General features: G+C 58.0%; 26 protein-coding genes and 1 pseudogene. 17 read left to right on the forward strand and 10 right to left on the reverse strand.

Features of this window, described 5'->3' with window-relative positions:
* Positions 1-59: 59 nt before the first annotated feature.
* Both envC and HMPREF9538_RS0126775 read left to right on the forward strand, forming a co-directional pair.
* Positions 60-539 (forward strand): annotated as a pseudogene (envC, locus tag HMPREF9538_RS32720) (murein hydrolase activator EnvC); the annotation flags it as partial.
* 3 nt (positions 540-542) lie between these two features.
* The gene (locus HMPREF9538_RS0126775) at positions 543-1,490 is read left to right on the forward strand and encodes a divergent polysaccharide deacetylase family protein (RefSeq protein WP_032456975.1); all 948 of its coding nucleotides are present in this window, start codon (positions 543-545) and stop codon (positions 1,488-1,490) included.
* Between the two features lie 5 nt (positions 1,491-1,495).
* Here the strand turns inward: HMPREF9538_RS0126775 and HMPREF9538_RS25660 are convergent, their stop codons facing one another.
* From HMPREF9538_RS25660 to kbl, 3 genes are all read right to left on the reverse strand, one after another.
* Positions 1,496-2,284 (reverse strand): glycosyltransferase family 2 protein, encoded by a 789-nt coding sequence (locus HMPREF9538_RS25660; RefSeq protein WP_004186125.1) that lies wholly within the window; start codon positions 2,282-2,284, stop codon positions 1,496-1,498.
* Positions 2,285-2,452: 168 nt separating this feature from the next.
* Positions 2,453-3,478, reverse strand: a complete 1,026-nt coding sequence (gene tdh / locus HMPREF9538_RS25655; protein WP_002922461.1) for an L-threonine 3-dehydrogenase — start codon at positions 3,476-3,478, stop codon at positions 2,453-2,455.
* 12 nt (positions 3,479-3,490) lie between these two features.
* Positions 3,491-4,684 carry a glycine C-acetyltransferase gene (gene kbl / locus HMPREF9538_RS25650; protein WP_002922462.1) on the reverse strand — a complete coding sequence of 398 codons (1,194 nt, stop codon included), beginning with the start codon at positions 4,682-4,684 and terminating at the stop codon, positions 3,491-3,493.
* A gap of 213 nt (positions 4,685-4,897) precedes the next feature.
* Between kbl and rfaD the strand changes: the two genes are divergently transcribed.
* From rfaD to HMPREF9538_RS25625, 5 genes are read left to right on the forward strand one after another with little or no spacing between them, the layout of a single operon-like run.
* The gene (rfaD, locus tag HMPREF9538_RS25645) at positions 4,898-5,830 is read left to right on the forward strand and encodes an ADP-glyceromanno-heptose 6-epimerase (protein ID WP_002922463.1); all 933 of its coding nucleotides are present in this window, start codon (positions 4,898-4,900) and stop codon (positions 5,828-5,830) included.
* A gap of 9 nt (positions 5,831-5,839) precedes the next feature.
* Positions 5,840-6,898 (forward strand): ADP-heptose--LPS heptosyltransferase RfaF, encoded by a 1,059-nt coding sequence (rfaF, locus tag HMPREF9538_RS25640; protein ID WP_004145251.1) that lies wholly within the window; start codon positions 5,840-5,842, stop codon positions 6,896-6,898.
* 3 nt (positions 6,899-6,901) lie between these two features.
* Entirely contained in the window at positions 6,902-7,873 is a 972-nt protein-coding gene (gene rfaC / locus HMPREF9538_RS25635) for a lipopolysaccharide heptosyltransferase RfaC (RefSeq protein WP_009483920.1), read from the forward strand.
* Positions 7,873-8,781 (forward strand): sugar glycosyltransferase, encoded by a 909-nt coding sequence (locus HMPREF9538_RS25630; RefSeq protein ID WP_002922468.1) that lies wholly within the window; start codon positions 7,873-7,875, stop codon positions 8,779-8,781. The genes rfaC and HMPREF9538_RS25630 overlap by 1 nt, the downstream gene beginning before the upstream one ends.
* Positions 8,759-9,928, forward strand: coding sequence for an O-antigen ligase family protein (locus HMPREF9538_RS25625; protein ID WP_032456976.1), 1,170 nt, complete (start codon positions 8,759-8,761; stop codon positions 9,926-9,928). The genes HMPREF9538_RS25630 and HMPREF9538_RS25625 overlap by 23 nt, the downstream gene beginning before the upstream one ends.
* 43 nt (positions 9,929-9,971) lie before the next feature.
* On the opposite strand, the gene HMPREF9538_RS25620 is transcribed toward HMPREF9538_RS25625, so the two are convergent.
* Positions 9,972-11,051 carry a glycosyltransferase family 9 protein gene (locus HMPREF9538_RS25620; RefSeq protein WP_009483922.1) on the reverse strand — a complete coding sequence of 360 codons (1,080 nt, stop codon included), beginning with the start codon at positions 11,049-11,051 and terminating at the stop codon, positions 9,972-9,974.
* Between the two features lie 18 nt (positions 11,052-11,069).
* A complete protein-coding gene (locus HMPREF9538_RS25615; RefSeq protein ID WP_002922494.1) occupies positions 11,070-12,032 on the reverse strand; it encodes a polysaccharide deacetylase family protein in 963 nt (320 codons plus the stop codon).
* A 111-nt stretch (positions 12,033-12,143) separates the two neighbouring features.
* On the opposite strand from HMPREF9538_RS25615, the gene rfaQ reads away from it, so the two are divergent.
* The 7 genes from rfaQ (at position 12,144) to coaD (ending at position 19,078) form a co-directional block, all read left to right on the forward strand.
* Positions 12,144-13,220 (forward strand): putative lipopolysaccharide heptosyltransferase III, encoded by a 1,077-nt coding sequence (rfaQ, locus tag HMPREF9538_RS25610; protein WP_004181527.1) that lies wholly within the window; start codon positions 12,144-12,146, stop codon positions 13,218-13,220.
* Positions 13,217-14,344: a glycosyltransferase family 4 protein gene (locus tag HMPREF9538_RS25605; protein WP_009308781.1), complete on the forward strand. Its 1,128-nt coding sequence runs from the start codon at positions 13,217-13,219 to the stop codon at positions 14,342-14,344. The genes rfaQ and HMPREF9538_RS25605 overlap by 4 nt, the downstream gene beginning before the upstream one ends.
* Before the next feature lie 2 nt (positions 14,345-14,346).
* Positions 14,347-15,441 carry a glycosyltransferase gene (locus HMPREF9538_RS25600; RefSeq protein WP_009483924.1) on the forward strand — a complete coding sequence of 365 codons (1,095 nt, stop codon included), beginning with the start codon at positions 14,347-14,349 and terminating at the stop codon, positions 15,439-15,441.
* 29 nt (positions 15,442-15,470) lie between these two features.
* Positions 15,471-16,460 (forward strand): glycosyltransferase, encoded by a 990-nt coding sequence (locus tag HMPREF9538_RS25595; protein WP_004173909.1) that lies wholly within the window; start codon positions 15,471-15,473, stop codon positions 16,458-16,460.
* A gap of 91 nt (positions 16,461-16,551) precedes the next feature.
* The gene (waaA, locus tag HMPREF9538_RS25590) at positions 16,552-17,826 is read left to right on the forward strand and encodes a lipid IV(A) 3-deoxy-D-manno-octulosonic acid transferase (protein ID WP_004145263.1); all 1,275 of its coding nucleotides are present in this window, start codon (positions 16,552-16,554) and stop codon (positions 17,824-17,826) included.
* A complete protein-coding gene (locus tag HMPREF9538_RS25585; protein ID WP_004145264.1) occupies positions 17,826-18,602 on the forward strand; it encodes a glycosyltransferase family 2 protein in 777 nt (258 codons plus the stop codon). The genes waaA and HMPREF9538_RS25585 overlap by 1 nt, the downstream gene beginning before the upstream one ends.
* The gene (gene coaD, locus HMPREF9538_RS25580; RefSeq protein ID WP_002922501.1) at positions 18,599-19,078 is read left to right on the forward strand and encodes a pantetheine-phosphate adenylyltransferase; all 480 of its coding nucleotides are present in this window, start codon (positions 18,599-18,601) and stop codon (positions 19,076-19,078) included. Before HMPREF9538_RS25585 ends, coaD begins: the two co-directional genes overlap by 4 nt.
* A 188-nt stretch (positions 19,079-19,266) precedes the next feature.
* Here coaD and mutM read toward each other — a convergent pair whose 3' ends face one another.
* The 4 genes from mutM to radC all read right to left on the reverse strand — a co-directional run bounded on the left by mutM (position 19,267) and on the right by radC (position 21,518).
* Positions 19,267-20,076, reverse strand: coding sequence for a bifunctional DNA-formamidopyrimidine glycosylase/DNA-(apurinic or apyrimidinic site) lyase (mutM, locus tag HMPREF9538_RS25575; RefSeq protein ID WP_004173907.1), 810 nt, complete (start codon positions 20,074-20,076; stop codon positions 19,267-19,269).
* A 135-nt stretch (positions 20,077-20,211) separates the two neighbouring features.
* A complete protein-coding gene (gene rpmG / locus HMPREF9538_RS25570) occupies positions 20,212-20,379 on the reverse strand; it encodes a 50S ribosomal protein L33 (RefSeq protein ID WP_002922510.1) in 168 nt (55 codons plus the stop codon).
* A gap of 20 nt (positions 20,380-20,399) precedes the next feature.
* The gene (gene rpmB, locus HMPREF9538_RS25565) at positions 20,400-20,636 is read right to left on the reverse strand and encodes a 50S ribosomal protein L28 (RefSeq protein WP_000091955.1); all 237 of its coding nucleotides are present in this window, start codon (positions 20,634-20,636) and stop codon (positions 20,400-20,402) included.
* Positions 20,637-20,852: 216 nt separating this feature from the next.
* On the reverse strand, positions 20,853-21,518 hold the full coding sequence (gene radC / locus HMPREF9538_RS25560) for a RadC family protein (RefSeq protein ID WP_002922589.1): 666 nt from the start codon (positions 21,516-21,518) through the stop codon (positions 20,853-20,855).
* Between the two features lie 172 nt (positions 21,519-21,690).
* On the opposite strand from radC, the gene coaBC reads away from it, so the two are divergent.
* The 3 genes from coaBC (at position 21,691) to slmA (ending at position 24,062) form a co-directional block, all read left to right on the forward strand.
* Positions 21,691-22,905 (forward strand): bifunctional phosphopantothenoylcysteine decarboxylase/phosphopantothenate--cysteine ligase CoaBC, encoded by a 1,215-nt coding sequence (gene coaBC / locus HMPREF9538_RS25555; protein ID WP_004188117.1) that lies wholly within the window; start codon positions 21,691-21,693, stop codon positions 22,903-22,905.
* Positions 22,883-23,341, forward strand: a complete 459-nt coding sequence (dut, locus tag HMPREF9538_RS25550) for a dUTP diphosphatase (protein ID WP_004145270.1) — start codon at positions 22,883-22,885, stop codon at positions 23,339-23,341. Before coaBC ends, dut begins: the two co-directional genes overlap by 23 nt.
* Before the next feature lie 124 nt (positions 23,342-23,465).
* Entirely contained in the window at positions 23,466-24,062 is a 597-nt protein-coding gene (gene slmA, locus HMPREF9538_RS25545) for a nucleoid occlusion factor SlmA (protein ID WP_002922598.1), read from the forward strand.
* 47 nt (positions 24,063-24,109) lie between these two features.
* Here slmA and pyrE read toward each other — a convergent pair whose 3' ends face one another.
* Positions 24,110-24,751, reverse strand: coding sequence for an orotate phosphoribosyltransferase (gene pyrE, locus HMPREF9538_RS25540; RefSeq protein WP_002922600.1), 642 nt, complete (start codon positions 24,749-24,751; stop codon positions 24,110-24,112).
* Positions 24,752-24,813 lie beyond the last annotated feature (62 nt).

A 24,813-nucleotide genomic window follows, 5' to 3' on the forward strand; every position in this document is an offset into this window, starting at 1 on the left:
AGTAGCACAGAGGTCATCGCGGAAGGAGCGGGGGGGGGGGGGACGGGGCGGCGCGGGGGGGGCGGAACCGCCAGCAGGAAGCATCGCGCAAAGGCACCACCTATAAACCAACGGAAAGTGAGCGTTCGCTGATGTCACGCACCGGCGGGCTGGGCTCGCCGCGCGGTCAGGCGTTCTGGCCGGTTCGCGGTCCGCTCCTTCATCGATATGGCGAACAGCTGCAAGGTGAACTACGTTGGAAAGGGATGGTTATCGCCGCGTCTGAAGGCACCGAAGTCAGAGCCATTGCCGATGGTCGGGTCATTCTGGCCGACTGGCTGCAGGGCTATGGTCTGGTGGTGGTGGTCGAACATGGCAAAGGCGACATGAGCCTGTATGGCTATAACCAAAGCGCGCTGGTCAGCGTTGGTACCCAGGTGCGTGCCGGCCAGCCTATCGCGCTCGTAGGCAGCAGCGGCGGTCAGGGCCGTCCGTCGCTCTATTTCGAAATTCGCCGCCAGGGTCAGGCGGTCAATCCACAGCCGTGGTTGGGAAGATAAGTTTTGCTTCAATTTCGCGCAATTGCTCTTGCCGTAGCCGGTTCGCTGGCTCTGGCGGCGCCAGCGTTCGCTGGCAAACTCTCCATCGTTATTGACGATTTTGGCTACCGCCCGCAGACCGAGAATCAGGTGCTGGCGCTGCCGGCAACTATCTCCGTCGCCGTGCTGCCGAACGCGCCGCACGCCCGGGAAATGGCCACTAAAGCGCATAATCAGGGCCATGAAGTGCTCATCCATCTGCCAATGGCGCCGCTCAGCAAACAGCCGCTGGAAAAAGACACCCTGCGTCCCGAAATGAGCAGCGAGGAGATCGAGCGCATTATTCGCGAGGCTTACGGCAAAGTCCCTTACGCCGTCGGGCTGAATAACCATATGGGCAGCGCGATGACCTCCAACCTGTTTGGCATGCAGAAGGTGATGCAGGCCCTGGAGCGCTACAATCTCTATTTTCTCGACAGCGTCACCATCGGCAACACCCAGGCCATGCGCGCCGCGCAGGGTACCGGCGTGAAGGGGATTAAGCGCAAAGTGTTTCTCGACGATACGCAGAATGAAGCCGATATCCGCAACCAGTTCAATCGCGCCATCGCCCTGGCGCGGCGCAACGGTTCGGCGATAGCCATTGGCCATCCGCATCCGACGACGGTGCGGGTGCTGCAGCAGATGGTCTATAACCTGCCGCCGGATATCACGCTGGTGCGCCCGAGCAGCCTGCTGAACGAGCCGCAGGTCGACAACTCGACGCCAAACTACGCCCAGCCGCCTGCGCAACAAACGCAGCAGAAGCCGCGTAATCCGTTCCATGGCGTGAAGTCTTGCAAACCGAAGCGCCCACTGGAGCCTGTGAACGCCAGCCGCTTCTTCACTATCCTCAGCGATAGCATCAGCCAGAGCGCGCTGATCCAGTACTATCGCCTCAAATGGCAGGGCTGGGACAACCCCGGCAACTAGACCACTCAGGGGTCCGTTCGCTTTTGCGCGACGGGCGCCTGGTTATCTTCGTGGGCGTACCACGCCTTAAAATATTTCAGAAAGCTGTAAAACGTCGCGTACAGGCCGGTCACCACGCCGACTTTGCCATAGCGCCACGCTCCGCTAAACAGATACCACTTAAAGAAAGCGCCAATGGCGCTGACGATCCCCCGCGTCAGCGAAGGTTTGATCTGCTGGTACTTCACCAGCCGGGTGGTATAGCTGTTCAGCTTATTAAACACTTCATGCAGCGAATAAAAGGTATCGTGGCGAACGAAGCCCGGCAGCCTGACGGAGCTCGCGTGTCCGACCACCTGGTCATCCACCGGCCGATCGTTAAACCGCGCCTGCTGGCGGTTAAAGAGGCGCACCGGATAATCCGGTGAGGAAATGGGGTAGATAGTCCGTACCTGTTTGCCTAGCACAAACCAGTAGCGCGGCAGACGCCAGGCGCAGGTCGGCTCAGGCTCCTCCCCCGCTTTTAGCGCCTGAATGGCCGCCACCACGTCATTATCAAGAATTTCGTCGCTGTCCATGCACAGCACCCAGTCATGGCTGGCCAGTCCGATGGCATAGTTCATCTGCGCGCCGTGGGCTTTATAGGCATGGTGATGGACGGTGAGACCAAACTGCTGGCAAATAGCGACGGTTTCGTCGGTACTGCCGGAGTCGACGACGATACATTCATCGGCCACCTTCAGCAGAGGCGGCAGCACCTCCATCAGCAGGCGCGCAGAGTTACAGGTCAGTAAGCATACGGAGAGTTTAAGCATGATAGTTACAAAGTTAAACTGCGACTAAACACACTGTATAAGCGAATAACCGTAAAATCGATGTAGAAATTGTGCGCTTAATATTAAGCAGGCTAAAAATGTTATCCAAATCTAAATTAAGGCGCCCGCAGGCGCCTTTTTTGCTGATTTTTACGCCAGCATGGGGGATTAGTCCCAGCTCAAAACCACTTTACCGGACTGGCCGGAGCGCATCGCGTCAAAACCTTTCTGGAAGTCATCAATGCCGAAGCGGTGGGTGATGATCGGTGAGAGATCCAGACCAGACTGGATCAGCGCCGCCATCTTGTACCAGGTTTCGAACATTTCGCGACCATAGATACCTTTGATAAACAGCCCTTTGAAGATGACCTTGGTCCAGTCGATGGACATATCCGACGGCGGGATACCCAGCATCGCGATACGGCCGCCGTGGTTCATGGTATCAAGCATGCTGCGAAACGCCGGCGGCGCGCCGGACATCTCCAGACCCACATCGAAACCTTCGGTCATCCCCAGCTCGGCCATCACGTCATTAAGGTTCTCTTTGGCCACGTTCACCGCGCGGGTAACGCCCATTTTGCGCGCCAGCTCAAGACGGTACTCGTTGACGTCGGTGATCACCACGTTACGCGCGCCGACGTGTTTCGCTACCGCCGCCGCCATCACGCCGATCGGACCGGCGCCGGAAACCAGCACGTCTTCCCCGACCAGATCGAAGGAGAGCGCGGTGTGCACCGCGTTGCCGAACGGGTCGAAGATAGACGCCAGGTCATCAGAGATATTGTCGGGGATTTTAAAGGCGTTAAAGGCCGGGATCACCAGATACTCAGCAAAGCAGCCCGGGCGGTTGACGCCCACGCCGATGGTGTTGCGGCACAGATGGGTGCGGCCCGCGCGGCAGTTACGGCAGTGGCCGCAGGTGATATGCCCTTCGCCGGAGACGCGGTCGCCAATCTTAAAGCCGCGCACTTCCTGACCAATCCCCACCACTTCGCCGACATATTCGTGACCGACCACCATCGGCACCGGAATGGTCTTCTGCGACCACTCATCCCAGTTGTAGATGTGCACGTCGGTCCCGCAAATGGCGGTCTTGCGGATTTTAATCAGCAGATCGTTATGGCCGACTTCCGGTTCCGGTACGTCGGTCATCCAGATGCCTTCTTCCGCTTTCAGTTTGGATAACGCTTTCATCTCATACCCTTATTAGGCGATGACGCCCAGTTGTTTGCCGATGCGGGTAAAGGCTTCCACCGCACGCTCAATTTGTTCAGGGGTATGCGCCGCCGACATCTGGGTGCGAATACGCGCCTGGCCTTTCGGTACCACCGGATAGAAGAAGCCGGTGACATAGATCCCTTCTTTCTGCAGCTCGCGGGCAAAGTTCTGCGCCACCACCGCCTCGCCCAGCATCACCGGAATGATGGCGTGGTCGGCGCCGGCCAGCGTGAAGCCTGCCGCGGTCATTTTTTCGCGGAACAGACGCGCGTTAGCCCACAGGCGATCGCGCAGGTCTGCCCCCTCTTCAACCATCTCCAGCACTTTGATGGAGGCGGCCACGATGGCCGGCGCCAGAGAGTTGGAGAACAGATACGGACGGGAGCGCTGGCGCAGCCACTCGACCACCTCTTTGCGCGCGGCGGTGTAGCCGCCGGAGGCGCCGCCCAGCGCTTTACCCAGCGTGCCGGTGATGATGTCGACACGCCCCATCACATCGCAGTATTCGTGGGAGCCGCGGCCGTTTTCGCCGACGAAGCCGACGGCGTGGGAGTCATCGACCATCACCAGCGCATCGTATTTATCCGCCAGGTCGCAAACGCCTTGCAGGTTGGCGATCACGCCATCCATCGAGAACACGCCGTCGGTGGCGATCAGCACGTGACGCGCGCCGGCCTCGCGAGCTTCTTTCAGACGCGCCTCCAGCTCTTGCATATCGTTGTTGGCATAGCGGAAGCGCTTCGCTTTACACAGACGCACGCCGTCGATGATCGAGGCATGGTTCAGGGCGTCGGAGATAATGGCGTCTTCCGGGCCGAGCAGCGTTTCAAACAGGCCGCCGTTGGCGTCGAAACAGGAGGAGTAGAGGATCGCGTCTTCCATACCGAGGAAATCGGCCAGCTTCTTCTCCAGCTGCTTATGCGTATCCTGGGTGCCGCAGATGAAGCGTACCGAGGCCATCCCGAAACCGTGGCTGTCCATGCCGGATTTCGCCGCGGCAATCAGTTCCGGGTGGTTCGCCAGACCCAGATAGTTATTGGCGCAGAAGTTAATCACGTGGCTGTCGCCGACGGTAATGTCCGCCTGCTGCGCCGAGGTGATGATGCGCTCTTCTTTGAACAACCCTTCGGCCCGAGCGGTCTCCAGATTGCTAGTTAACTGTTTGTAGAAATCACCACGCATTGCAACTCTCCAGATTCGGCAAAATTTGGCACATATTACCCAAAGCTATACGCTGATACGAGATGATGCAGGCCTGAATGAATTATTTGCAGCATAAATCACGTCAGCCCAGCACCTTATTCTGCGAATGGCTGTAGGCTTGCTCATGTGGTGATATGATAAGAGCATTCATGTCCGGATTGTCTCCGGGCTCTCAACTTCAAAGGTACAGTTATGATCATCGTTACCGGCGGCGCAGGCTTTATCGGCAGCAACATCGTTAAAGCGCTGAATGACAAAGGCATCACCGACATTCTGGTTGTCGACAATCTGAAAGACGGCACCAAGTTTGTAAACCTGGTTGACCTGAACATCGCTGACTACATGGATAAAGAAGACTTTCTGATCCAGATTATGGCGGGTGAAGAGTTCGGTGAAATCGAAGCAATCTTCCACGAAGGCGCGTGCTCTTCCACTACCGAGTGGGATGGCAAGTACATGATGGACAACAACTATCAGTACTCCAAAGAGCTGCTGCACTACTGCCTGGAGCGCGAAATCCCGTTCCTGTACGCCTCCTCCGCGGCCACCTATGGCGGACGCACCAGCGACTTCATCGAGTCCCGCGAGTACGAACAGCCGCTGAACGTTTACGGCTACTCCAAATTCCTGTTCGACGAATACGTCCGCCAGATCCTGCCGGAAGCCAATTCGCAGATCGTCGGCTTCCGCTACTTTAACGTCTACGGGCCGCGCGAAGGCCACAAAGGCAGCATGGCGAGCGTCGCTTTCCACCTCAATACCCAGCTGAATAATGGCGAAAGCCCGAAACTGTTCGAAGGCAGCGACGGCTTCAAGCGCGACTTCGTCTACGTGGGCGACGTGGCTGACGTCAACCTGTGGTTCTGGGAAAACGGCGTTTCCGGCATCTTCAACCTCGGCACCGGCCGTGCGGAATCCTTCCAGGCGGTTGCCGATGCGACCCTGGCGTACCACAAAAAAGGCAGCATCGAGTACATCCCGTTCCCGGACAAACTGAAAGGCCGCTACCAGGCGTTCACTCAGGCGGATCTGACTAACCTGCGCAAAGCGGGCTATGACAAACCGTTCAAAACCGTTGCCGAAGGCGTAACGGAATATATGGCCTGGCTAAACCGCGACGCGTAAGAAACAAGCATGAAAATATTGGTGGTAGGCCCGTCTTGGGTGGGCGACATGATGATGTCGCAAAGTCTTTATCGTACGCTCAGGGCGCGCTATCCCCAGGCGATTATCGACGTGATGGCGCCAGCCTGGTGCCGTCCGTTGCTTTCGCGCATGCCGGAAGTGAACGAAGCGATCCCGATGCCGCTGGGTCACGGCGCGCTGGCTATCGGCGAACGCCGTAAGCTCGGCCACAGCCTGCGCGAACGTCGCTACGATCGCGCTTACGTGCTGCCGAACTCGTTTAAATCGGCATTAGTCCCTTTCTTTGCCAATATCCCGCTGCGCACCGGCTGGCGCGGCGAGATGCGCTACGGCCTGCTCAACGACGCCCGGGTGCTGGACAAAGACGCCTGGCCGCTGATGGTGGAACGCTACGTGGCGCTGGCCTACGACAACGGCGTGATGCGCTGCGCCAAAGATCTGCCGCAGCCGCTGCTGTGGCCGCAGCTGCAGGTCAACGAAGGGGAAAAGTCGCAGGCCTGCAGCGCCTTTAACCTGTCCAACGATCGGCCTATCATCGGCTTCTGCCCCGGCGCGGAGTTCGGCCCGGCCAAACGCTGGCCGCACTATCACTATGCTGCGCTGGCGAAAAAGCTTATCGACGATGGCTATCAGATTGCGCTTTTCGGCTCGGCGAAAGATAACGAGGCCGGCAAAGAGATCATCGCCGCCCTCAGCAGCGAGCAGCAGGCCTGGTGCCGTAATCTGGCGGGTGAAACCCAGCTGGAGCAGGCGGTCATTCTGATCGCCGCCTGTAAAGCTGTAGTGACTAACGATTCGGGGCTGATGCACGTCGCCGCGGCGCTGGACCGCCCGCTGGTGGCGCTGTATGGCCCGAGCAGTCCGGACTTTACCCCGCCGCTGTCGCATAAAGCGCGGGTTATCCGTCTGATTACCGGCTACCACAAGGTGCGCAAAGGCGATGCCGCCGAAGGCTATCATCAGAGCCTGATCGACATCACCCCAGAACGCGTCCTGCAAGAGCTGAACGAACTGTTAGCGGAAAAAACCGAGCACGAGGAAGCGTAACGGATGCGGGTATTGATCGTTAAAACCTCCTCCATGGGCGACGTGCTGCACACGCTGCCCGCGCTAACCGACGCCGCGCAGGCTATCCCCGGCATCCGCTTCGACTGGGTGGTTGAAGAGGGTTTCGCGCAGATCCCCTCCTGGCATAAAAGCGTCGAACGGGTGATCCCGGTGGCGATCCGCCGCTGGCGCAAAGCCTGGTTCTCCGCGCCGATCAAAGCCGAGCGTCAAGCCTTTCGCGAGGCCGTTCAGGCGGTAAAGTATGACGCCATCATCGACGCCCAGGGGCTGGTGAAAAGCGCCGCGCTGGTTACTCGCCTGGCGCACGGCGTCAAGCACGGTATGGACTGGCAATCGGCCCGCGAGCCGCTGGCGAGCCTGTTTTACAACCGCCGGCACCATATCGCGAAACAACAGCACGCGGTGGAGCGTACCCGTGAGCTGTTCGCCAAAAGCCTTGGCTACGCGAAACCCCTGACCCAGGGGGATTACGCCATTGCGCGCCATTTCCTGCAGCACGAGGCTAGCGCTGCCGCGCCCTATCTGGTGTTTCTGCACGCCACCACCCGCGACGATAAGCACTGGCCGGAAACCCGCTGGCAGGAGCTTCTCGACCTGCTGGCCGACAGCGGCGTCCACATTAAGCTGCCGTGGGGCGCCCCGCACGAAGAGGCGCGGGCGAAGCGGCTGGCGGAAGGCCGGGAGTATGTTGAAGTGCTGCCGCGCATGAGCCTTGAGCAGGTAGCGCAGGTTCTGGCCGGCGCCCGGGCCGTCGTCTCGGTCGATACCGGGCTGAGCCATCTGACCGCCGCGCTGGATAAACCGAACTTTACGCTCTACGGCCCGACCGACCCGGGGCTGATTGGCGGATACGGTAAAAACCAGCATATCGTGCGGCCGGAAAACAGCGCCAGCACCGGCGATATTGCGGCCAGCCGGATTCATCTTCTCCTGCAAAATCAGGGGCTGCTCTGATGGGATCCCTGTTTAAGCAGATCTACCGCTATACGCGCCCTCGCGCGTATCGCCACAATGAAAATCTGTGGCCTTTTACCCGTATTACGCGCGCGCCAAGCGGCGAAATCAGCGCGTTACGCTATAAAGGGAAAACGGTGCCGCTGGTCAGCCTGAGCGCGCTGAAAAACAGTATGCAGGGCGAAGTCCTGCTGACCGCCACCGGCCCCTCAACCCGCAATATCGATTTTTCCCTGTTGTCGAAAACGATCCCGGTGATGGGCGTCAATGGCGCCTGGCATCTTGCCGACCGGCTGCACTTTTCGCTCTATACCATCGTCGACATGGAATTTTTCGATAAGAAGCCGGACATTATCCGCGCCATTGTCAGCCAGCCGGATATTTTGCTGTTCACCACCATGCACGGGATCGCCAAAATCGTCGATCGCTATGGGGACGCGCTGCGCTGCCGTTTGGCGTTGATTGAGGACGGTTGCTATAAGATTTACCAGCCGAAAGTCGCCAGCGAAGCGATAAAGCGCACTTACCAGCAGAATGCGGCGATGTGCTTTCATCCTCAGCGCCCGGATATCTGTTTTAGCACCGATATTCGCCAGGGCATCTTTGATGCCGGCACGGTGGTCTACTGGGCGCTGCAAATTCTCGCCTGGCTGGGCTTCAATACTATCCTGGTGAGCGGCCTGGATATGACCAACTTTAACCAGCCGCGATTCTACGAAACACAACAAGAAAAATTGCCTTCTTACCTGGCAACAAAAGTGGATACCCTCGTCATGCCCTCCTTTGCGCATGCCGCGCAGGTACTGCAGCAACGCCAGATTCGGGTGATTAATTTTTCCCCAGAAAGCGCTGTGCCGGATACTATCTTCGAAAAGGTTGCGTTTAATGAGTACTTTAAAAGTGAGTAACTTCGCCAGACAGGGTTACTCGATTGTCTTTCCTTTGTTTCTATTTTTCAGCGCGATTTTTTGCATGTCCACCCGGACCAATAATCTGCTGCATTTATCGATCCTGCTGCTATTGCTGTCGCTGGTACGCCAGGAAAACCGCCAGGCGCTGGCCGGGGTGTTACGCGAGCAGTGGCAGACCTGGACGCTGCTGGCGGCTTTCTTTATCTATTACGCCCTCAGTAATGTGTGGGGCCATACGCCGCAGCATATTGACTCGCCGATCACCCACGGCGTGTATCTGACCGGGTATCTGTTGCTGATGACGATGCTGCTCAGGGACGGACGACCCCGCCGGCTGGCGATGCTGGCGGTGGTCGGCGGGATCACCGTGCTCTCCCTGTGGACGCTGATTATCGACCATACGCTGGTTCTCACCGAACGAGCGGTCTCCCCCGAGAACCCCGGACCAACGAACGTTATCGACCTTGCCGGTTACTGCGGCATCGGCATTTTAATCTGCGGCATGCTACTGAAAGAAAAAGCCAGCCACTGGCTCTATCTGCCGGTGGTCATCATGCTGGTGATGCTGCTGCTCACCCAAAGCCGTGGGCCGATCATCGCCCTGGTGCTGGCGGTCGGCTGTACGCTGCACCTGCACGTCTTCACCCGCCGCAACCTGCTGATCGCCGCGGCGCTGGCCGTGCTGGTGGCGCTGCTTTTGGTCATGACGCCGGTGGGCGACATGCTGCTCGCCCGTTTCGAGGAGCTGGGCACCCAAAGCGGGCTGCGCCTGAGCATCTGGCACCATACGCTGTCGGAGATGGCCAGCCAGCCGTGGCTGGGGCGCGGTTTCAGCTATGAACTGGATTTCATCAACTACAGCGGCGAGCACATCACCACCACCCACAGTGTGTATATGGGCGCCCTGCTGAAAGGCGGCATCGTGGGGTTACTGCTGCTGTTGGCGATCATTGCCTGCGGGCTATGGCAGGCGTGGCGCAAGCGCCATACCGACAGCCGCTACAGTCTGGCGATCCTGTTTTACGCGCTGGTGTTTATGGCCTCGCAGGGGATGTTTATCATCAGCAATCCCCGGGAAACCTGGGTGCTGTTCTGGCTGCCGCTGGGCATTGCGCTCAGCAAAGGGTTGGCGGAAAAACGCTAACAAAAAGGGCCGTCAGCGGCCCTTTTTATATTAACTTTTTAAATCAACTGCGGGCGGCGACCAGCCGGTCGGCCTGCTCTTTAATCACGGGCCACACCGACTCAATCGCCACATCGGCGACATTCGCTTCTTCACAGACTATCTGCTTCGCCTTGTCATAGCCCGGCGCCCAGATGTGATAGCCGGGCAGCCCGGTATTCTTGAGTTTGCGTTTGTTATAGACCGCCACCATCGGCTTATCGAAAGCCCGGGCAATATGCACGATCGAGGTATCCGGCGTAATGACTAAATCACAGCTGCGGATCACTTCTACGGCGGAGTTGATGGTGCTGTCGGCGATGTACAGCGCCATATCCAGCCCCAGCTGGCGGATTTTTTCACTGCGCCCCACCATCACGATACAGACCCGGTAAGGCAGAGCATGTAGCCGCTCGACCAGGGTCGCCACCTGGTGACGACAGAAGTCTTTATCCTCGGAGGCGGGAAAAGGGTTAATGGCGATACGCAGTTCGACCTCTCCGGCCTGAGAAAGCAAGCGGGCCACTTTCTCCCGCTCATGGCGGCAGCCGGGGAGATGATAGTGATACGGGCGGTCGTCAACGATGCCAAACAGCTTCACCACCTGCTTATAGCGCAGGGAAATATGGCTATTGCCGTCAAAAAAAGCGATTGAGTGATCGTAAAGTTTATAGGGCTCTTTATTAAAACCAATCACGCTGGTCGCCCGTAAATCGGCGAGTAATTTAAAGCGTTCATAGCTGGTCACGTCATCAAAATCGATAACCGCATCAAAACCCGCCGCCCGCAACGTATTTAAGGACATGCGGGGCCGATATAAATATACTTGCTGAATGAATTCTGAGCCTGCTAATATTTCGCTGCATATTGGTCCGGTTAACACCGAAACCTGATATCCCCGTTCGGCCAGTATTCTGGCGCAGCCGGTCGTGACCACCATATCACCGACTTTATCATCCAGACGCAATAGCAGCACGCGGCGCACAGCCGCTGGGTCGAAGGCTTTACGCGCCGGCTTATTTCTGTATCGATAGTTAATTAAATTAAATTTAATGCCGCGGAAAAAGGCATTCTTTTTCCGCGTTAATTGTTTAAGGATACGCATACGGTACCTTGAGCTGTGTTAGCGCTGTGTAATTTTCCGCTGGTAATATTCTGCCAACGTCATGCCCTTCACCTGCGGCGCCAGCCAGCTAAAAAAGGCTTCGAGGTCAGCGTATAAACGCTCAATATCCCGTTCATTCTGGAACGTGGGGCTGCCGCCGGGCATATACTCTGAAGAGTGGAGCATATATTCCACGTAGTCATTGCCCTGCGTCAACGTTTGTTCGACGACTTTTTTCATCGTCTCCACATTGCCGCCCATCGGTCGCAGCCAGTGTACGGAGGGGGAGCGCACTTTGCCGCGCAGGCGGTCGTAACCCTGCTTCACGCTGTTCATCCACGCTGAGTGCTTGTACTGGATGCTCATCGGCACTTCCAGCAGCGGCGAGTGGCCCTCGCGGCTGATGTCATTTTCATCGAGGAAATAGGCATGCTGCGGAAAGCGGCGATAATCGGTCCCGCCATCGCCCTGCGGCGCCCCCTTGGCGGTCTTCCAGTTCACCCGCGGGGTCACCGAGCAATCCACCTGATACCCGTACTCCACCAGCAGACGCGCATAGCGCTCGTCAAAAGCCCAGCGCCCGGCGCGATGGCTAACCATTTTGGTCTGGAAGGTATCCTCCAGCAGACGCGTCATATAGTCGACCTTCTCACGCATCATAGCGTCGCTGTATTCAATAAGATAAGGCTTATGGCGCCAGTCATCTGCAGTCAGCGGCTCGGTCGGCGGGCTGTTCCACGCATGCAGATGCATGCCGACTTCCGCGGTGCCGCGGGCAATCACGTCTCTGGCGAATTCGATATAAAAGGGGTCGATGGCCATTTCATAGTTGGTCAAATAGACCGGTTTAAAGCCATACTTTTCGCAAAGCTGCTGAAAACGCGGAAGATAACGCGCATTCTCGGTGGTGATGCTGTCATGTTTTTGCCAGAGGTTATCGCCCTCTGTATCAATCGTGATGAGAAATGCGGGATTGTGCACGAAAACGTCCTCAGGCCATACGTATCGGGTCATGGTAGAGCAATACAACGCTTCTCTCAATCTGTCTGATCCCCTAGAATCGGAACCCTTATCCTGGATGAAGAACAGAGTATGACGCCTGAAACCCTCTCCCGCGGCCCGTTGAACCCGGCGCGGATCCTGGTCATTAAGCTGCGCCATCATGGCGACATGCTGCTGATCACGCCGCTTATTCACGCGCTGAAACAGCAGTACCCCGCCGCCAGCGTGGATGTCCTGTTGTATGAAGAGACCCGGGATATGCTCGCAGCCAACCCCGATATCCACCATATTTATGGTCTCGATCGCCGCTGGAAAAAGCAGGGAAAAAGGTATCAGCTGAAGATGCAATGGCAGCTCATTCAGACGCTGCGCCAGCAGCGGTACGATATGGTGCTTAACCTGGCCGACCAGTGGCCGAGCGCGGTTATCAGCAAACTGACCGGCGCCGCGACGCGGATTGGTTTTGATTTTCCGAAGCGCCGCCACCCGGTCTGGCGCTATTGCCACACCGCGCTGGCCTCCACCCAACAGCACAACCAGCTGCATACGGTACAGCAGAATCTCTCTATTCTCGCTCCGCTCGGTCTCCAGTTGAACGATGCGCCGGCGCGGATGGGCTACAGCGAAGCAGACTGGGCCGCCAGCCGCGCCCTGCTGCCGGAGGACTTCCGGGAACACTACATCGTCATCCAGCCGACGTCGCGCTGGTTCTTTAAATGCTGGCGTGAAGATCGGATGAGCGCCCTGATCAACGCGCTGTCCGCCGAAGGATACGCGGTGGTGCTCACCTCCGGCCCCGATGCTAGAGAGAAGAAGATGGTGGATACCATCATCGCCGGCTGCCCGCAGGCGCGACTACACTCTTTAGCCGGCCAGTTAACGCTGCGCCAGCTGGCGGCGGTGATCGATCATGCCCGGTTGTTTATCGGCGTCGACTCGGTGCCGATGCATATGGCTGCAGCCCTTGGCACTCCGCTGGTCGCCCTGTTCGGTCCCTCGAAGCTGACCTTCTGGCGTCCGTGGCAGGCGAAAGGCGAGGTGATCTGGGCCGGCGACTTCGGTCCGCTGCCCGATCCGGACGCTATCAACACCAACACCGACGAACGTTATCTTGATTTAATTCCTACCGACGCCGTGATCGCGGCGGCGAAAAAGGTACTGGCATGAGTAAATTCAGGCTGGCTCTGGTGCGGCAGAAGTACCGCCCGGACGGCGGCGCAGAACGGTTTGTCTCCCGCGCGCTGGAAGCCCTCGACAGCAGTCATCTGCAACTGAACGTCATCACCCGCGAATGGCAGGGGCCGGTGAAACCGGACTGGCAGATCCATATCTGTAACCCACGTAAATGGGGGCGCATCAGCCGCGAGCGCGGCTTTGCCAACGCCGCGCGCGCGCTCTGGCAGCGCGAGTCCTTCGACCTGGTGCAGAGCCATGAACGTATTCCCGGCTGCGATCTCTACCGCGCTGGCGATGGCGTTCATCGCCGCTGGCTGCAGCAGCGCTCGCGCATTTTACCGGCCTGGAAAAGCCGCCTGCTGTTCGCCGACCGTTACCACCGCTACGTCATGCAGGCGGAACGCGAGATGTATGAAGACTCACACCTGCGCGGGGTGATCTGCAACGCCGAGATGATCAAGCGCGAGATTATCGAAGACTTTGGCCTGCCGGCGGAGAAGATCCACGTTATTTACAACGCCATTGACAACCAGCGCTTCCTGCCGCCAGACGAAGAGACCTTTGCCGCCTTACGCGCCAAATGGCAGCTGCCGCTGCAGGCGACCTGCCTGATCTACGTCGGCTCCGGCTTTGAACGTAAAGGGCTGGCGGCGGCGATCCGCGCCATCGCTCCCACCGATCGCTACCTGCTGGTGGTCGGCAAAGATAAGGATCAGCCGCGCTATCAGGCGCTGGCGAAGAGCCTGAACTGTGAAGCGCGGGTGCGCTTCTTCGGCATGCAGTCGGAGACATTGCCCTTCTATCAAATGGCCGATGGTCTGCTGCTGCCCACCCTCTACGATCCGTTCCCCAACGTCATCCTCGAGGCAATGGCCTGCGGTCTGCCGGTGATCACCACTACCGGCTGCGGCGGGGCGGAGTTTATCGTCGACGGCCACAATGGTTACGTCTGCGACGCTCTGGATATCCCGGCGCTACAGCAGGCGGTAATGGCCCTGCCCGCGCGCGCGCTGGGCTCCGCGGAAGGCGGTCACGCCCGCGAGCGCATTATGGCCTGCACCAGCGAGCGACTCTCAACCCAGCTGCTTTCTCTTTATCAGGATCTGGTGAAATAACGATGCGCATCTTATTTGTGATTGACGGCTTACCCGGCGGCGGCGCGGAAAAAGTGGTTCTGACCCTGGCGGCACAGTTCCTGCGCGACGGCGATCGGGTGTCGCTCATTTCGCTGCGCGATGTCTGCGAGTACCCATTGCCCGAGGGGCTCGACTACCAGGTAGTTGCCGATCGCTGCCGTAAACCGTGGCGCAAGCTGACCGAGCTGTCCCGCCGCGCCCGCCAGCTGGATGCCGCAGTCGTGCGGGCCGAACAGCAGGGGCAATTTGACCTTGTGCTCTCCAACCTGCACAAAACCGACCGCATCGTCGCCCGCAGCCGGGCGCTGCGCGAGCGTAACGTCTGGTTCTGTCTGCACGGCGTATTCTCTGCCTCCTATCTCGGGCACCGCACCGGCTTTGACCGCTGGATGAAGCAGCAGAAAATTAAGCGAATTTATCAGGGTCGCAACGTGGTGACGGTTTCCGACGCGGTGGGGCGAGATCTGGTGGAAGAGTTTGCCCTGCGCCCGGCACAGCTGAAAACCATCTACAATCCCTTCGATATCACTGCCCTGCGCGCCGAGGCGGAAGCCGATAGCGAGCGCCCGGACGGTGACTACCTGATTCACGTCGGTCGCTTCCATCCGGGCAAACGCCATGACCGCCTGCTTGAAGCCTATGCGCAGAGCGGCATCGACGCACCGCTGGTGCTGCTAGGCCAGGGAAAACCGGAGCAAGAGCCGCGCCTGCGCCAGCTGGCAAAAACGCTGCACATTGACGATCGGGTGTGGTTCAAAGGCTTTCAGAAAAACCCCTTACCGTGGATCAAAGGCGCACGGATGCTGGTTTTGAGCTCCGATAGCGAAGGATTCGGCAATGTGGTGGTGGAGGCGCTACTGTTACATACTCCGGTCGCCAGCACCCGCTGCCCCGGCGGCGTCACCGAGATCCTCACCGGCGAACTTGCCCGCGGTCTGGCGGATCTCACCAGTCCGGCGCTGGCTCAGACGATGCAAAGCATTTACCATAACCCGCCGGCCATCGACGATGCCGCGCTGGAAAAATTCAGCGTCGTATCCATTTGTCAGCAGTACCGTCAGCTGCAGCGCACCTGACGCCGTTAGTTAACCAGGATCGAAGATTTATGAGTCAAACGCCTTTATTGAGCATCGTGGCTGCCGTCTACAACGGTGAGAAATTTCTAGCGCAATTCTTTGAGTGCATTGAACAGCAGCAGCTGGACAGCTATGAACTGATCCTGGTGAACGATGGTTCGACAGACAACAGCCTGGCGGTGATCGCCGAATGGCAGGAGCGGCTGCAGAACGTCCAGGTGCTGGAGCAGGAAAACCAGGGCGTCTCGGTCGCGCGCAATACCGGCCTCGCCGCCGCCAGCGGCAAATATCTCGCGTTTCCGGATATCGACGACAAACTCTATCCGGGCATGTATCGCACGCTGCTGGAGATGGCCGAGAAAGAACATCTCGATATCGCTACCTGCAACGGCACCTATGTGTACGAAAAGCGCCGCGAGAGCCACCCGATCTTCCCACTGGATCGCCTGCCCTCGACGGATGTGCTGCCGGGCCATGTCTGGCTTAAGCAGGCCCTGGACTCGCGGAAGTTTCTGCACGTCACCTGGCTTAATATTTATCGTCACGACTTTATCCGCCAGCATCACTTCCATTTCGAGCCTGGCCTGCGCCATCAGGATATCCCATGGACCACAGAAGCCCTGCTGGCCGCGGAGCGCGTGCAGTACACCAGTCAGCAGTTCTATGATTACTACATTCACTCTGAGTCGGTGTCGCATAAGCCGGACAACGACGACACGCTGATGCGTTCGGCGCGCCACTATATGAAGATTCTGGAGATGCTGGAGGCGATTAACCAGCGCTACCCGGATAAAGTACGCCATATCGCCGCCTGTCGCTGGCAGATCGCCAAAGAAGGCCTGGGGATCATCCATACCTTCGATAGCATGAAAGATGAGTCCAAAAAGCATGTTATTATTAACGAATTCTTCGACCGCGGTATCTGGCGGTTAATCTGGAAAAACGCCTGTACTTTCCGTTTACGCTGGCGCCTGGGACGCCGTTATCTGCGTATTAAGCGTTATCGCCACGCGGGATAGACCAAAAACCCGCTGTTTCCGCCAAAGAGATAGCTTTACGCGGGCTAAATGCTTAGAATTTGCCCGCCAAAACAGAGAACGGATAAATAGTTTGGAATTGCTTTATACCACCCTACTTTACCTTATTCAGCCGCTGGTGTGGCTGCGGCTGCTGCTGCGCAGTCGTAAGGCTCCTGCCTATCGCAAACGCTGGGCGGAACGCTATGGCTTCTGTCAGAACAAGGTAGAGCCGGATGGCATTCTGCTGCACTCCGTTTCCGTCGGCGAGACCTTAGCCGCCATTCCGCTGGTCCGCGCCCTGCGCCACCGCTACCCTTCTCTGCCGATCACTGTCACCACCATGACGCCGACCGGCTCCGAGCGCGCCATGTCGGCGTTTGGCAAAGATGTTCATCACGTCTATCTGCCCTACGATCTGCCCGGCGCCATGAACCGCTTCCTGAACACCGTTCAGCCGAAGCTGGTGATCGTTATGGAGACCGAGCTGTGGCCGAATATGGTGGCCGCGCTGCATAAGCGTAAGATCCCGCTGGTGATCGCCAACGCGCGCCTGTCCGAACGTTCCGCCAAAGGCTATGCCAAACTGGGCGGCTTTATGCGCCGCCTGTTGAGCCGCATTACGCTTATCGCCGCGCAGAATGAAGAAGATGGTAACCGCTTCCTCTCTCTGGGGCTGAAGCGCAACCAGCTGGCGGTCACCGGCAGCCTGAAATTCGATATCTCCGTCACGCCAGAGCTGGCGGCCCGGGCGGTGACGCTGCGTCGGCAATGGGCACCGCACCGCAAGGTCTGGATTGCCACCAGCACCCACGACGGTGAAGAACAAATCATCCTCCAGGCGCATAAAAAACTGCTGGAGACATTCCCGAACCTGCTGCTGATCCTTGTTCCCCGCCATCCGGAGCGCTTCCCTGACGCCCGTGAGATGGTACAAAAGGCTGGGATGAGCTTTACTCTGCGCAGCACCGGCGAGATCCCCTCCTCCAGTACCCAGGTAGTCATTGGCGATACCATGGGCGAGCTGATGCTGCTCTACGGCATTGCCGACCTCGCCTTCGTCGGCGGCAGCCTGGTGGAGCGCGGCGGCCATAACCCGCTAGAGCCGGCGGCGCACGCCATTCCGGTGCTGATGGGTCCGCATACCTTCAACTTCAAAGATATCTGCGCCAAGCTGCAGCAGGACGATGGCCTGATCACCGTTACCGATGCCGATTCGCTGGTCAGGGAGGTGTCCACGCTCCTGACCGATGAAGATTACCGTCTGTGGTATGGCCGTCACGCGGTGGAAGTGCTGCACCAGAACCAGGGCGCGCTGTCGCGTCTGCTACAGTTACTGCAACCTTACCTGCCGCAGCGGAGTCATTAATGTCGAACCGGCTTTCCGTGGTGATGATCGCTAAAAACGCCGCCGACCTGCTGCCGGATTGTCTGGGCTCCGTTAGCTGGGCGGATGAAATTATCGTCCTCGACTCCGGTAGCACCGACAACACCGTTGAGCTGGCCCGCCGCCTCGGCGCCCAGGTCTATACCCATACCGACTGGCGAGGCTATGGCATTCAGCGCCAGCGCGCGCAGGATTACGCCACCGGCGACTGGGTGTTGATGATCGATACCGATGAGCGCGTCACGCCAGAACTCAGGCAGGCTATTCTTAAGGTACTGGACGCCCCCCAGCGCGGCGCCATCTACAGCATCGCCCGCCGTAACTATTTTCTCGGACGCTTTATGCGCCACAGCGGTTGGTATCCCGATCGCGTCCTGCGCCTGTACGAACGCGCCCGTTACCGCTATAACGATAATCTGGTCCATGAATCGCTGGATAGCCTGGGCGCCGAGGTTATTCCGCTGACCGGCGATCTCCTGCACCTGACCTGCCGCGACTTCGCTGGCTTCCAGCAAAAACAGCTGGCGTATGCCGCCGCGTGGGCGCTTGAGCGTCACCAGAAGGGCAAGAAGACCTCGATGGCAGGGATTTTCAGCCATACGCTGGGCGCGTTCCTCAAGACGTTGCTATTGCGCGGTGGGGTGCTGGACGGTAAACAGGGATGGTTACTGGCGATGGTCAACGCGCAGTATACGTTTACGAAATATACCGAGCTGTGGGCGCTGAGCCACGGCTACTCGGAGAAAGAGTCATCATGAGCACAAAAGCGATCTATCCGGGTACCTTCGACCCCATCACCAACGGTCATATCGATATTGTCACCCGCGCGGCAAGTATGTTCGATAAAGTGGTGCTGGCTATCGCCGCCAGCCCGAGTAAAAAGCCGATGTTCAGCCTTGATGAGCGCATTGCGCTGGCAGAGCAGGCGACGGCCCACCTGGTGAACGTGGAGGTTATCGGCTTCAGTGATTTAATGGCCAATTTCGCGCGCGCGCAGCAGGCCAATATCCTGATCCGCGGCCTGCGGGCGGTGGCGGATTTCGAGTATGAGATGCAGCTGGCTCATATGAACCGCCACCTGATGCCCACCCTTGAGAGCGTGTTTCTGATGCCGTGCAAAGAGTGGTCGTTTATCTCTTCCTCACTGGTGAAGGAAGTGGCGCGCCACCAGGGCGACGTTTCTCACTTTCTGCCAGCTAATGTGCATCAGGCGCTGTTGAATAAGCTGAAGTAACGCATCTGCCGGGACATGAGCCACGTCGGCTGGCGCAGCACTGCGCCGCTGGGCCATTCACACCGGCTCTGTCCCGGTCTTTGTGCCAGATGGCGCTACGCTGACCTGGCCTACAAACGCCCCCGGCCCACCAGATGCGCACCCGCAGGCCCGCTGACCTGGCCGACAAACATTCCTGTTCCTGAGAACTACTTCTGGCACTGACGGCAATAAAAGGTCGCCCGCTGGGCATGTTTGGTCCCGACGACCGGCGTGCCGCAGATCCGGCAGGGTTCGCCCTTGCGGCCATAGACCTGTAGCTCCTGGGCGAAATAGCCCGGCTTGCCATCGCTTTGCAGGAAATCCTTTAACGTGGTGCCGCCCTGCTCTATCGAACGCAGCAGGACCAGCTTAATCACCTTCACCAGCTGCTCACACTCTTCCCGCGACAGCGAGGACGCCAGCCGGTCAGGATGGATCCCGGCGGAGAACAGCGATTCACTGGCGTAGATATTCCCCACGCCCACCACCAGCTTGTTATCCATCAGCCAGGGTTTGATCGCGGTTTTCTTCTTCGCGCATTTTTGCTGGAGATAGTCGGCGTTGAACGCGTCGCTGAGCGGCTCCGGGCCAAGATGGGCCAGTACCGGATGGCCTTCCAGCGTTCTGGTCCACAACCAGGCGCCAAAGCGGCGTGGATCGGTGTAGCGCAACACCTTGCCGTTACTCATGACCAGGTCAACGTGATCGTGTTTTTCAGCAGGCAGCTCTTCGCTCAGGATGCGCAGGCTCCCCGACATCCCAAGATGGACGATGATCCAGCCGTCCGGCAGCTCCAGAAGCAGGTATTTGGCGCGGCGACGCACGCTGAGAACCGGAACGTCGCTCAGGCGATAGATCTCTTCGGAAACCGGCCAGCGCAGCCGTCCGTTGCGCACGACGGCGTGCAGAATGGTTGCGCCAACCAGGTGCGGCTCGATGCCGCGGCGGCTGGTTTCAACCTCTGGTAATTCAGGCATGATTTTCCTCCGTTTACCCGACGTATTGTGCTTCACGGACAGGTGACTGAAAAGGGAGTATGTGAAAGCAATATGGGGGAGTTTTAAAAACAAAAAACCCCGCCGAAGCGGGGTTTTTATACAAGGAGGCTAAAATTATTTAATTTTAGCTTCTTTGTAGATAACGTGCTGACGTACAACCGGATCGTACTTTTTCAGTTCCATTTTTTCCGGTTTGGTACGTTTGTTCTTCGTGGTGGTGTAGAAGTGACCAGTACCAGCGGAAGAAACCAGCTTGATTTTCTCACGAATACCTTTAGCCATGATTTATTTCCTCTAAGTACTTAGTACTTTTCGCCACGGGCACGCAGTTCAGCCAGAACTGTATCGATGCCTTTCTTATCGATTACACGCATACCTTTAGCAGATACGCGCAGGGTGACAAAACGCTTCTCGCTCTCAACCCAGAAACGGTGAGAGTGCAGGTTCGGCAGGAAACGGCGTTTAGTCGCGTTCAGTGCGTGGGAACGGTTGTTACCGGTCACCGGACGCTTGCCAGTAACTTGGCAGACTCGGGACATGTCTATTCTCCAAAAATCAAATTAGCTCGAGCTTCGTATGGGGTATTGGCGCCTCGTCAGGCTTTACAGCCTGGTCATCGCAGTTCAATGTGAACTCTCGACTGCCAGGCCCAAATGCCAAACCCGAGATTCTCAAAGGTGGCGTAGTATACGCTGACTCGGCGATGTGCTCAAGTCCCGAACAGACAAAGATCCCGAAGGATCGCCAGTTCGGGGCTAAATCCAGCCACGTTCGGCAAAAGATACATACGCACCGCGGCCGATAACCAGATGATCAAGCACGCGTATCTCCATGAATCTACAACATTTTATCACCCTTTCGGTAATCAGTCTGTCGGCCTGACTTGGCTCCGGGCTACCGGAGGGATGATTATGCGCAAGGATCACGGCGGCGGCGTTCACTTTGATGGCTTCGCGTACAATTTCTCGCGGATGCACCTCAACGTGGCTAAGAGTACCAGAAAAAAGACGACTATGTTTCAACACCCGGTTCTGATTATCTAAAAAGATCACCATAAAGATCTCGCGCTCCTCTTCCGTCAGCTGGCTTTGTAAAAACTCGCGCGTCATCGAGGGGGTGACCAGCGCGGCCTCCTCGACCAGCTGCGAGCTAAAATAGCGTCGCGCCAGCTCGGCAATGCCCTTCAGTTGGGCATATTTCGCCAGCCCCAGTCCGTCTACAGCAATCAGTTGCGCTTTATCAGCGGAAAGCAGAGCGTAGAGTGAGCCAAAACGCTGCAGTAACGCCTGGGCATAGCTGAGCACATCCTGACGACGCGTGCCGACGCGCAGAAACAGCGCCAGCAGCTCAACATCCGTTAGCGTTTCGATGCCGTATTGCAGCATCTTCTCCCGTGGCATCAGATTTTCCATTCCGTCCATGCGCCCTCCTGGGTGAATCAGCCTATCCTGGCACAGCCTGACGGCGCTGCCGACCCGTCGATTTTCACCCTGCGTAGCCGCTCGCAAAGTGAATGCCCGGCAGAGACACGACGGCGGCAGGATTGTGATAAGATGCGCGGATTCTGGTCTACGGCAACAGGAAGACATCATGATGACTCTGGCGGGTAAAAAAATCGTCCTGGGCGTCAGCGGCGGCATCGCGGCGTATAAAACCCCGGAACTGGTGCGCCGGCTGCGTGAACGCGGCGCGGAAGTGCGTGTCGCGATGACGGAGGCGGCAAAAGCGTTCATCACCCCACTCAGCCTGCAGGCGGTATCCGGCTATCCGGTTTCCGACAGCCTGCTCGATCCGGCGGCGGAAGCGGCAATGGGCCATATTGAGCTCGGTAAATGGGCCGACCTGGTGATCCTCGCCCCAGCGACCGCCGATTTAATCGCTCGCGTGGCGGCCGGCATGGCCAACGATCTGGTGTCGACGATCTGTCTTGCCACCCCATCCCCGGTTGCCGTGGTGCCCGCCATGAACCAGCAGATGTATCGCGCGCAGGCCACCCAGCATAATCTGCAGACGCTCGCTACCCGCGGGCTGCTGCTATGGGGACCAGACAGCGGTAGCCAGGCCTGCGGCGACGTCGGCCCGGGGAGAATGCTCGATCCGTTAACTATCGTAGACATGGCCGCGCAGCATTTCGCCTCCCCTGTCAAAGATTTGCAACATCTCAACCTCATGATTACCGCGGGCCCGACCCGTGAGCCATTGGATCCGGTGCGTTATATCACCAACCACAGCTCTGGCAAGATGGGCTTCGCGATTGCCGCCGCCGCAGCGCAGCGGGGCGCGAACGTGACCTTGATCAGCGGGCCGGTATCGCTACCGACCCCGCCGTTTGTGCAGCGCATTGATGTCACTACCGCGCTGGAGATGGAAGCGGCCGTCCAGGCTGGCGCCCAGCAGCAGCACATTTTTATTGGCTGCGCCGCGGTAGCGGATTACCGCGCCGCCGTCATCGCCGAAGATAAAATAAAAAAACAAGGTGATGAATTAACAATAAAAATGGTTAAAAACCCGGATATCGTGGCCGGGGTCGCGGCGCTAAAATCACATCGCCCCTACGTCGTTGGGTTTGCCGCCGAAACGAATAATGTGGAAGAATATGCGCGGCAAAAACGTGCCCGCAAGAACCTCGACCTGATTTGCGCCAACGATGTTTCCCAGCCTAATCAGGGCTTTAACAGCGACAGCAACGCACTACACCTTTTCTGGCAGGATGGGGAAAAGCGCTTACCACTTGAGCGCAAGGAACTCCTGGGCCAATTATTACTCGACGAGATCGTGACCCGTTATGATGAAAAAAATCGACGTTAAGATTCTGGACCCGCGTGTCGGCCAGCAATTTCCGCTGCCGACCTATGCCACCTCCGGCTCCGCCGGACTTGACCTGCGAGCCTGTCTCGACGACGCCGTAGAGCTGGCGCCGGGCGCAACCACGCTGTTGCCGACCGGCCTTGCGATTCATATCGCCGATCCCTCTCTGGCGGCGGTGATCCTGCCGCGCTCCGGCCTGGGTCATAAGCATGGCGTAGTCCTGGGCAACCTGGTGGGCCTTATCGACTCCGATTACCAGGGGCAGCTGATGGTGTCCGTCTGGAACCGCGGTCAGCAGAGCTTTATTATCGAGCCGGGCGAACGTATCGCACAGATGGTCTTTGTGCCGGTCGTTCAGGCGGAATTTAACCTGGTGGAATCCTTCGATGCCACCGACCGCGGCGAAGGCGGCTTCGGTCACTCAGGGCGTAAATAAGCCCAGCAACACGGAATCTGCATCCCAACGCGCATAACGCAATAACATTACCGCAAGCCCTGGTTTGCGGTCGCGTTGTGGATGTCTGCCTGACAAGTGCTTATTTTCAGGGGTATTTTAAAACATGGCAGAAAAGCAAACTGCGAAACGGAATCGTCGCGAAGAAATACTTCAATCTCTGGCGCTGATGCTGGAATCCAGCGATGGTAGTCAGCGTATTACCACCGCGAAACTGGCGGCTTCCGTCGGCGTCTCTGAAGCCGCGCTGTATCGCCATTTTCCCAGCAAAACCCGCATGTTTGACAGCCTGATCGAGTTCATTGAAGACAGTCTGATTACGCGCATCAATTTGATTTTGAAAGATGAAAAGGACACCACCGCGCGCCTGCGCCTGATCGTTCTGTTGATTCTTGGCTTTGGCGAGCGTAATCCTGGGCTGACGCGTATCCTCACCGGGCACGCGCTGATGTTCGAACAGGACCGGCTTCAGGGTCGCATCAACCAGCTTTTTGAGCGCATCGAAGCGCAGCTACGCCAGGTGATGCGCGAGAAAAAAATGCGCGAAGGCGAAGGCTACACCCTCGACGAAACCCTGCTGGCCAGCCAGCTGCTGGCTTTCTGCGAGGGCATGCTGTCGCGCTTTGTGCGCAGCGAGTTCAAATATCGTCCGACGGATGATTTCGACGCCCGCTGGCCGCTGGTCGCCGCACAGCTGCAGTAATCTTCTTCTGAGATGCCCGGTAGCGTGACGCTTACCGGGCGTATGTCTTAGACGCCGTAGGCTTCACGATAGGCGCGAACTGACGCCAGGTGTTCCGCCATCTCGGGTTTCTCTTCCAGATAAGTAATCAGCTCTTTCAGAGTGATGATTGAGATAACCTGGCAGCCGTAATCCCGCTCCACTTCCTGAATGGCGGAGATCTCGCCGCGGCCGCGTTCCTGACGATCCAGGGAGATCAGAACGCCCGCCAGCTGCGCGCCCTGGGCCTGGATAATCTCCATGGATTCGCGAATCGCCGTACCGGCGGTGATCACGTCATCCACCAGCATTACCCGGCCCTGCAGCGGGCTACCGACCAGATTGCCGCCTTCGCCATGGGTTTTTGCCTCTTTGCGGTTAAAGCAGTAAGGCAGATCGCGGTCATGATGCTCGGCTAACGCCACCGCGGTGGTGGTGGCGATTGGGATTCCTTTGTAGGCCGGGCCAAACAGCAGGTCAAACTCAATTCCGGAATCCACCAGCGCCTCGGCATAAAAACGGCCCAGCAGAGCCAGATCGCGCCCGGTGTTAAACAGGCCGGCGTTGAAGAAATAGGGGCTCTTGCGCCCGGATTTCAGCGTGAATTCGCCAAACTTAAGAACCTGCTTGCTAAGCGCAAACTCAATAAACTGGCGCTGATACGGCTTCATGGATTCGCTCCTTTGGTACTTTTCATCATTGTCAGACTGCGCGCTCCCCTTCGCAGGTGTGA

Source organism: Klebsiella sp. MS 92-3, from assembly GCF_000195655.1.
Classification (GTDB): domain Bacteria; phylum Pseudomonadota; class Gammaproteobacteria; order Enterobacterales; family Enterobacteriaceae; genus Klebsiella; species Klebsiella pneumoniae.

Coding starts and splice junctions, on each gene's coding strand:
- HMPREF9538_RS25660 (WP_004186125.1), bottom strand. CDS start 2,284: ATGCTTAAACTCTCCGTATGCTTACTGACCTGTAACTCTGCGCGCCTG.
- tdh (WP_002922461.1), bottom strand. CDS start 3,478: ATGAAAGCGTTATCCAAACTGAAAGCGGAAGAAGGCATCTGGATGACC.
- kbl (WP_002922462.1), bottom strand. CDS start 4,684: ATGCGTGGTGATTTCTACAAACAGTTAACTAGCAATCTGGAGACCGCT.
- rfaD (WP_002922463.1), top strand. CDS start 4,898: ATGATCATCGTTACCGGCGGCGCAGGCTTTATCGGCAGCAACATCGTT.
- rfaF (WP_004145251.1), top strand. CDS start 5,840: ATGAAAATATTGGTGGTAGGCCCGTCTTGGGTGGGCGACATGATGATG.
- rfaC (WP_009483920.1), top strand. CDS start 6,902: ATGCGGGTATTGATCGTTAAAACCTCCTCCATGGGCGACGTGCTGCAC.
- HMPREF9538_RS25630 (WP_002922468.1), top strand. CDS start 7,873: ATGGGATCCCTGTTTAAGCAGATCTACCGCTATACGCGCCCTCGCGCG.
- HMPREF9538_RS25625 (WP_032456976.1), top strand. CDS start 8,759: ATGAGTACTTTAAAAGTGAGTAACTTCGCCAGACAGGGTTACTCGATT.
- HMPREF9538_RS25620 (WP_009483922.1), bottom strand. CDS start 11,051: ATGCGTATCCTTAAACAATTAACGCGGAAAAAGAATGCCTTTTTCCGC.
- rfaQ (WP_004181527.1), top strand. CDS start 12,144: ATGACGCCTGAAACCCTCTCCCGCGGCCCGTTGAACCCGGCGCGGATC.
- HMPREF9538_RS25605 (WP_009308781.1), top strand. CDS start 13,217: ATGAGTAAATTCAGGCTGGCTCTGGTGCGGCAGAAGTACCGCCCGGAC.
- HMPREF9538_RS25600 (WP_009483924.1), top strand. CDS start 14,347: ATGCGCATCTTATTTGTGATTGACGGCTTACCCGGCGGCGGCGCGGAA.
- HMPREF9538_RS25595 (WP_004173909.1), top strand. CDS start 15,471: ATGAGTCAAACGCCTTTATTGAGCATCGTGGCTGCCGTCTACAACGGT.
- HMPREF9538_RS25585 (WP_004145264.1), top strand. CDS start 17,826: ATGTCGAACCGGCTTTCCGTGGTGATGATCGCTAAAAACGCCGCCGAC.
- coaD (WP_002922501.1), top strand. CDS start 18,599: ATGAGCACAAAAGCGATCTATCCGGGTACCTTCGACCCCATCACCAAC.
- mutM (WP_004173907.1), bottom strand. CDS start 20,076: ATGCCTGAATTACCAGAGGTTGAAACCAGCCGCCGCGGCATCGAGCCG.
- rpmG (WP_002922510.1), bottom strand. CDS start 20,379: ATGGCTAAAGGTATTCGTGAGAAAATCAAGCTGGTTTCTTCCGCTGGT.
- rpmB (WP_000091955.1), bottom strand. CDS start 20,636: ATGTCCCGAGTCTGCCAAGTTACTGGCAAGCGTCCGGTGACCGGTAAC.
- radC (WP_002922589.1), bottom strand. CDS start 21,518: ATGGACGGAATGGAAAATCTGATGCCACGGGAGAAGATGCTGCAATAC.
- coaBC (WP_004188117.1), top strand. CDS start 21,691: ATGACTCTGGCGGGTAAAAAAATCGTCCTGGGCGTCAGCGGCGGCATC.
- dut (WP_004145270.1), top strand. CDS start 22,883: ATGATGAAAAAAATCGACGTTAAGATTCTGGACCCGCGTGTCGGCCAG.
- slmA (WP_002922598.1), top strand. CDS start 23,466: ATGGCAGAAAAGCAAACTGCGAAACGGAATCGTCGCGAAGAAATACTT.
- pyrE (WP_002922600.1), bottom strand. CDS start 24,751: ATGAAGCCGTATCAGCGCCAGTTTATTGAGTTTGCGCTTAGCAAGCAG.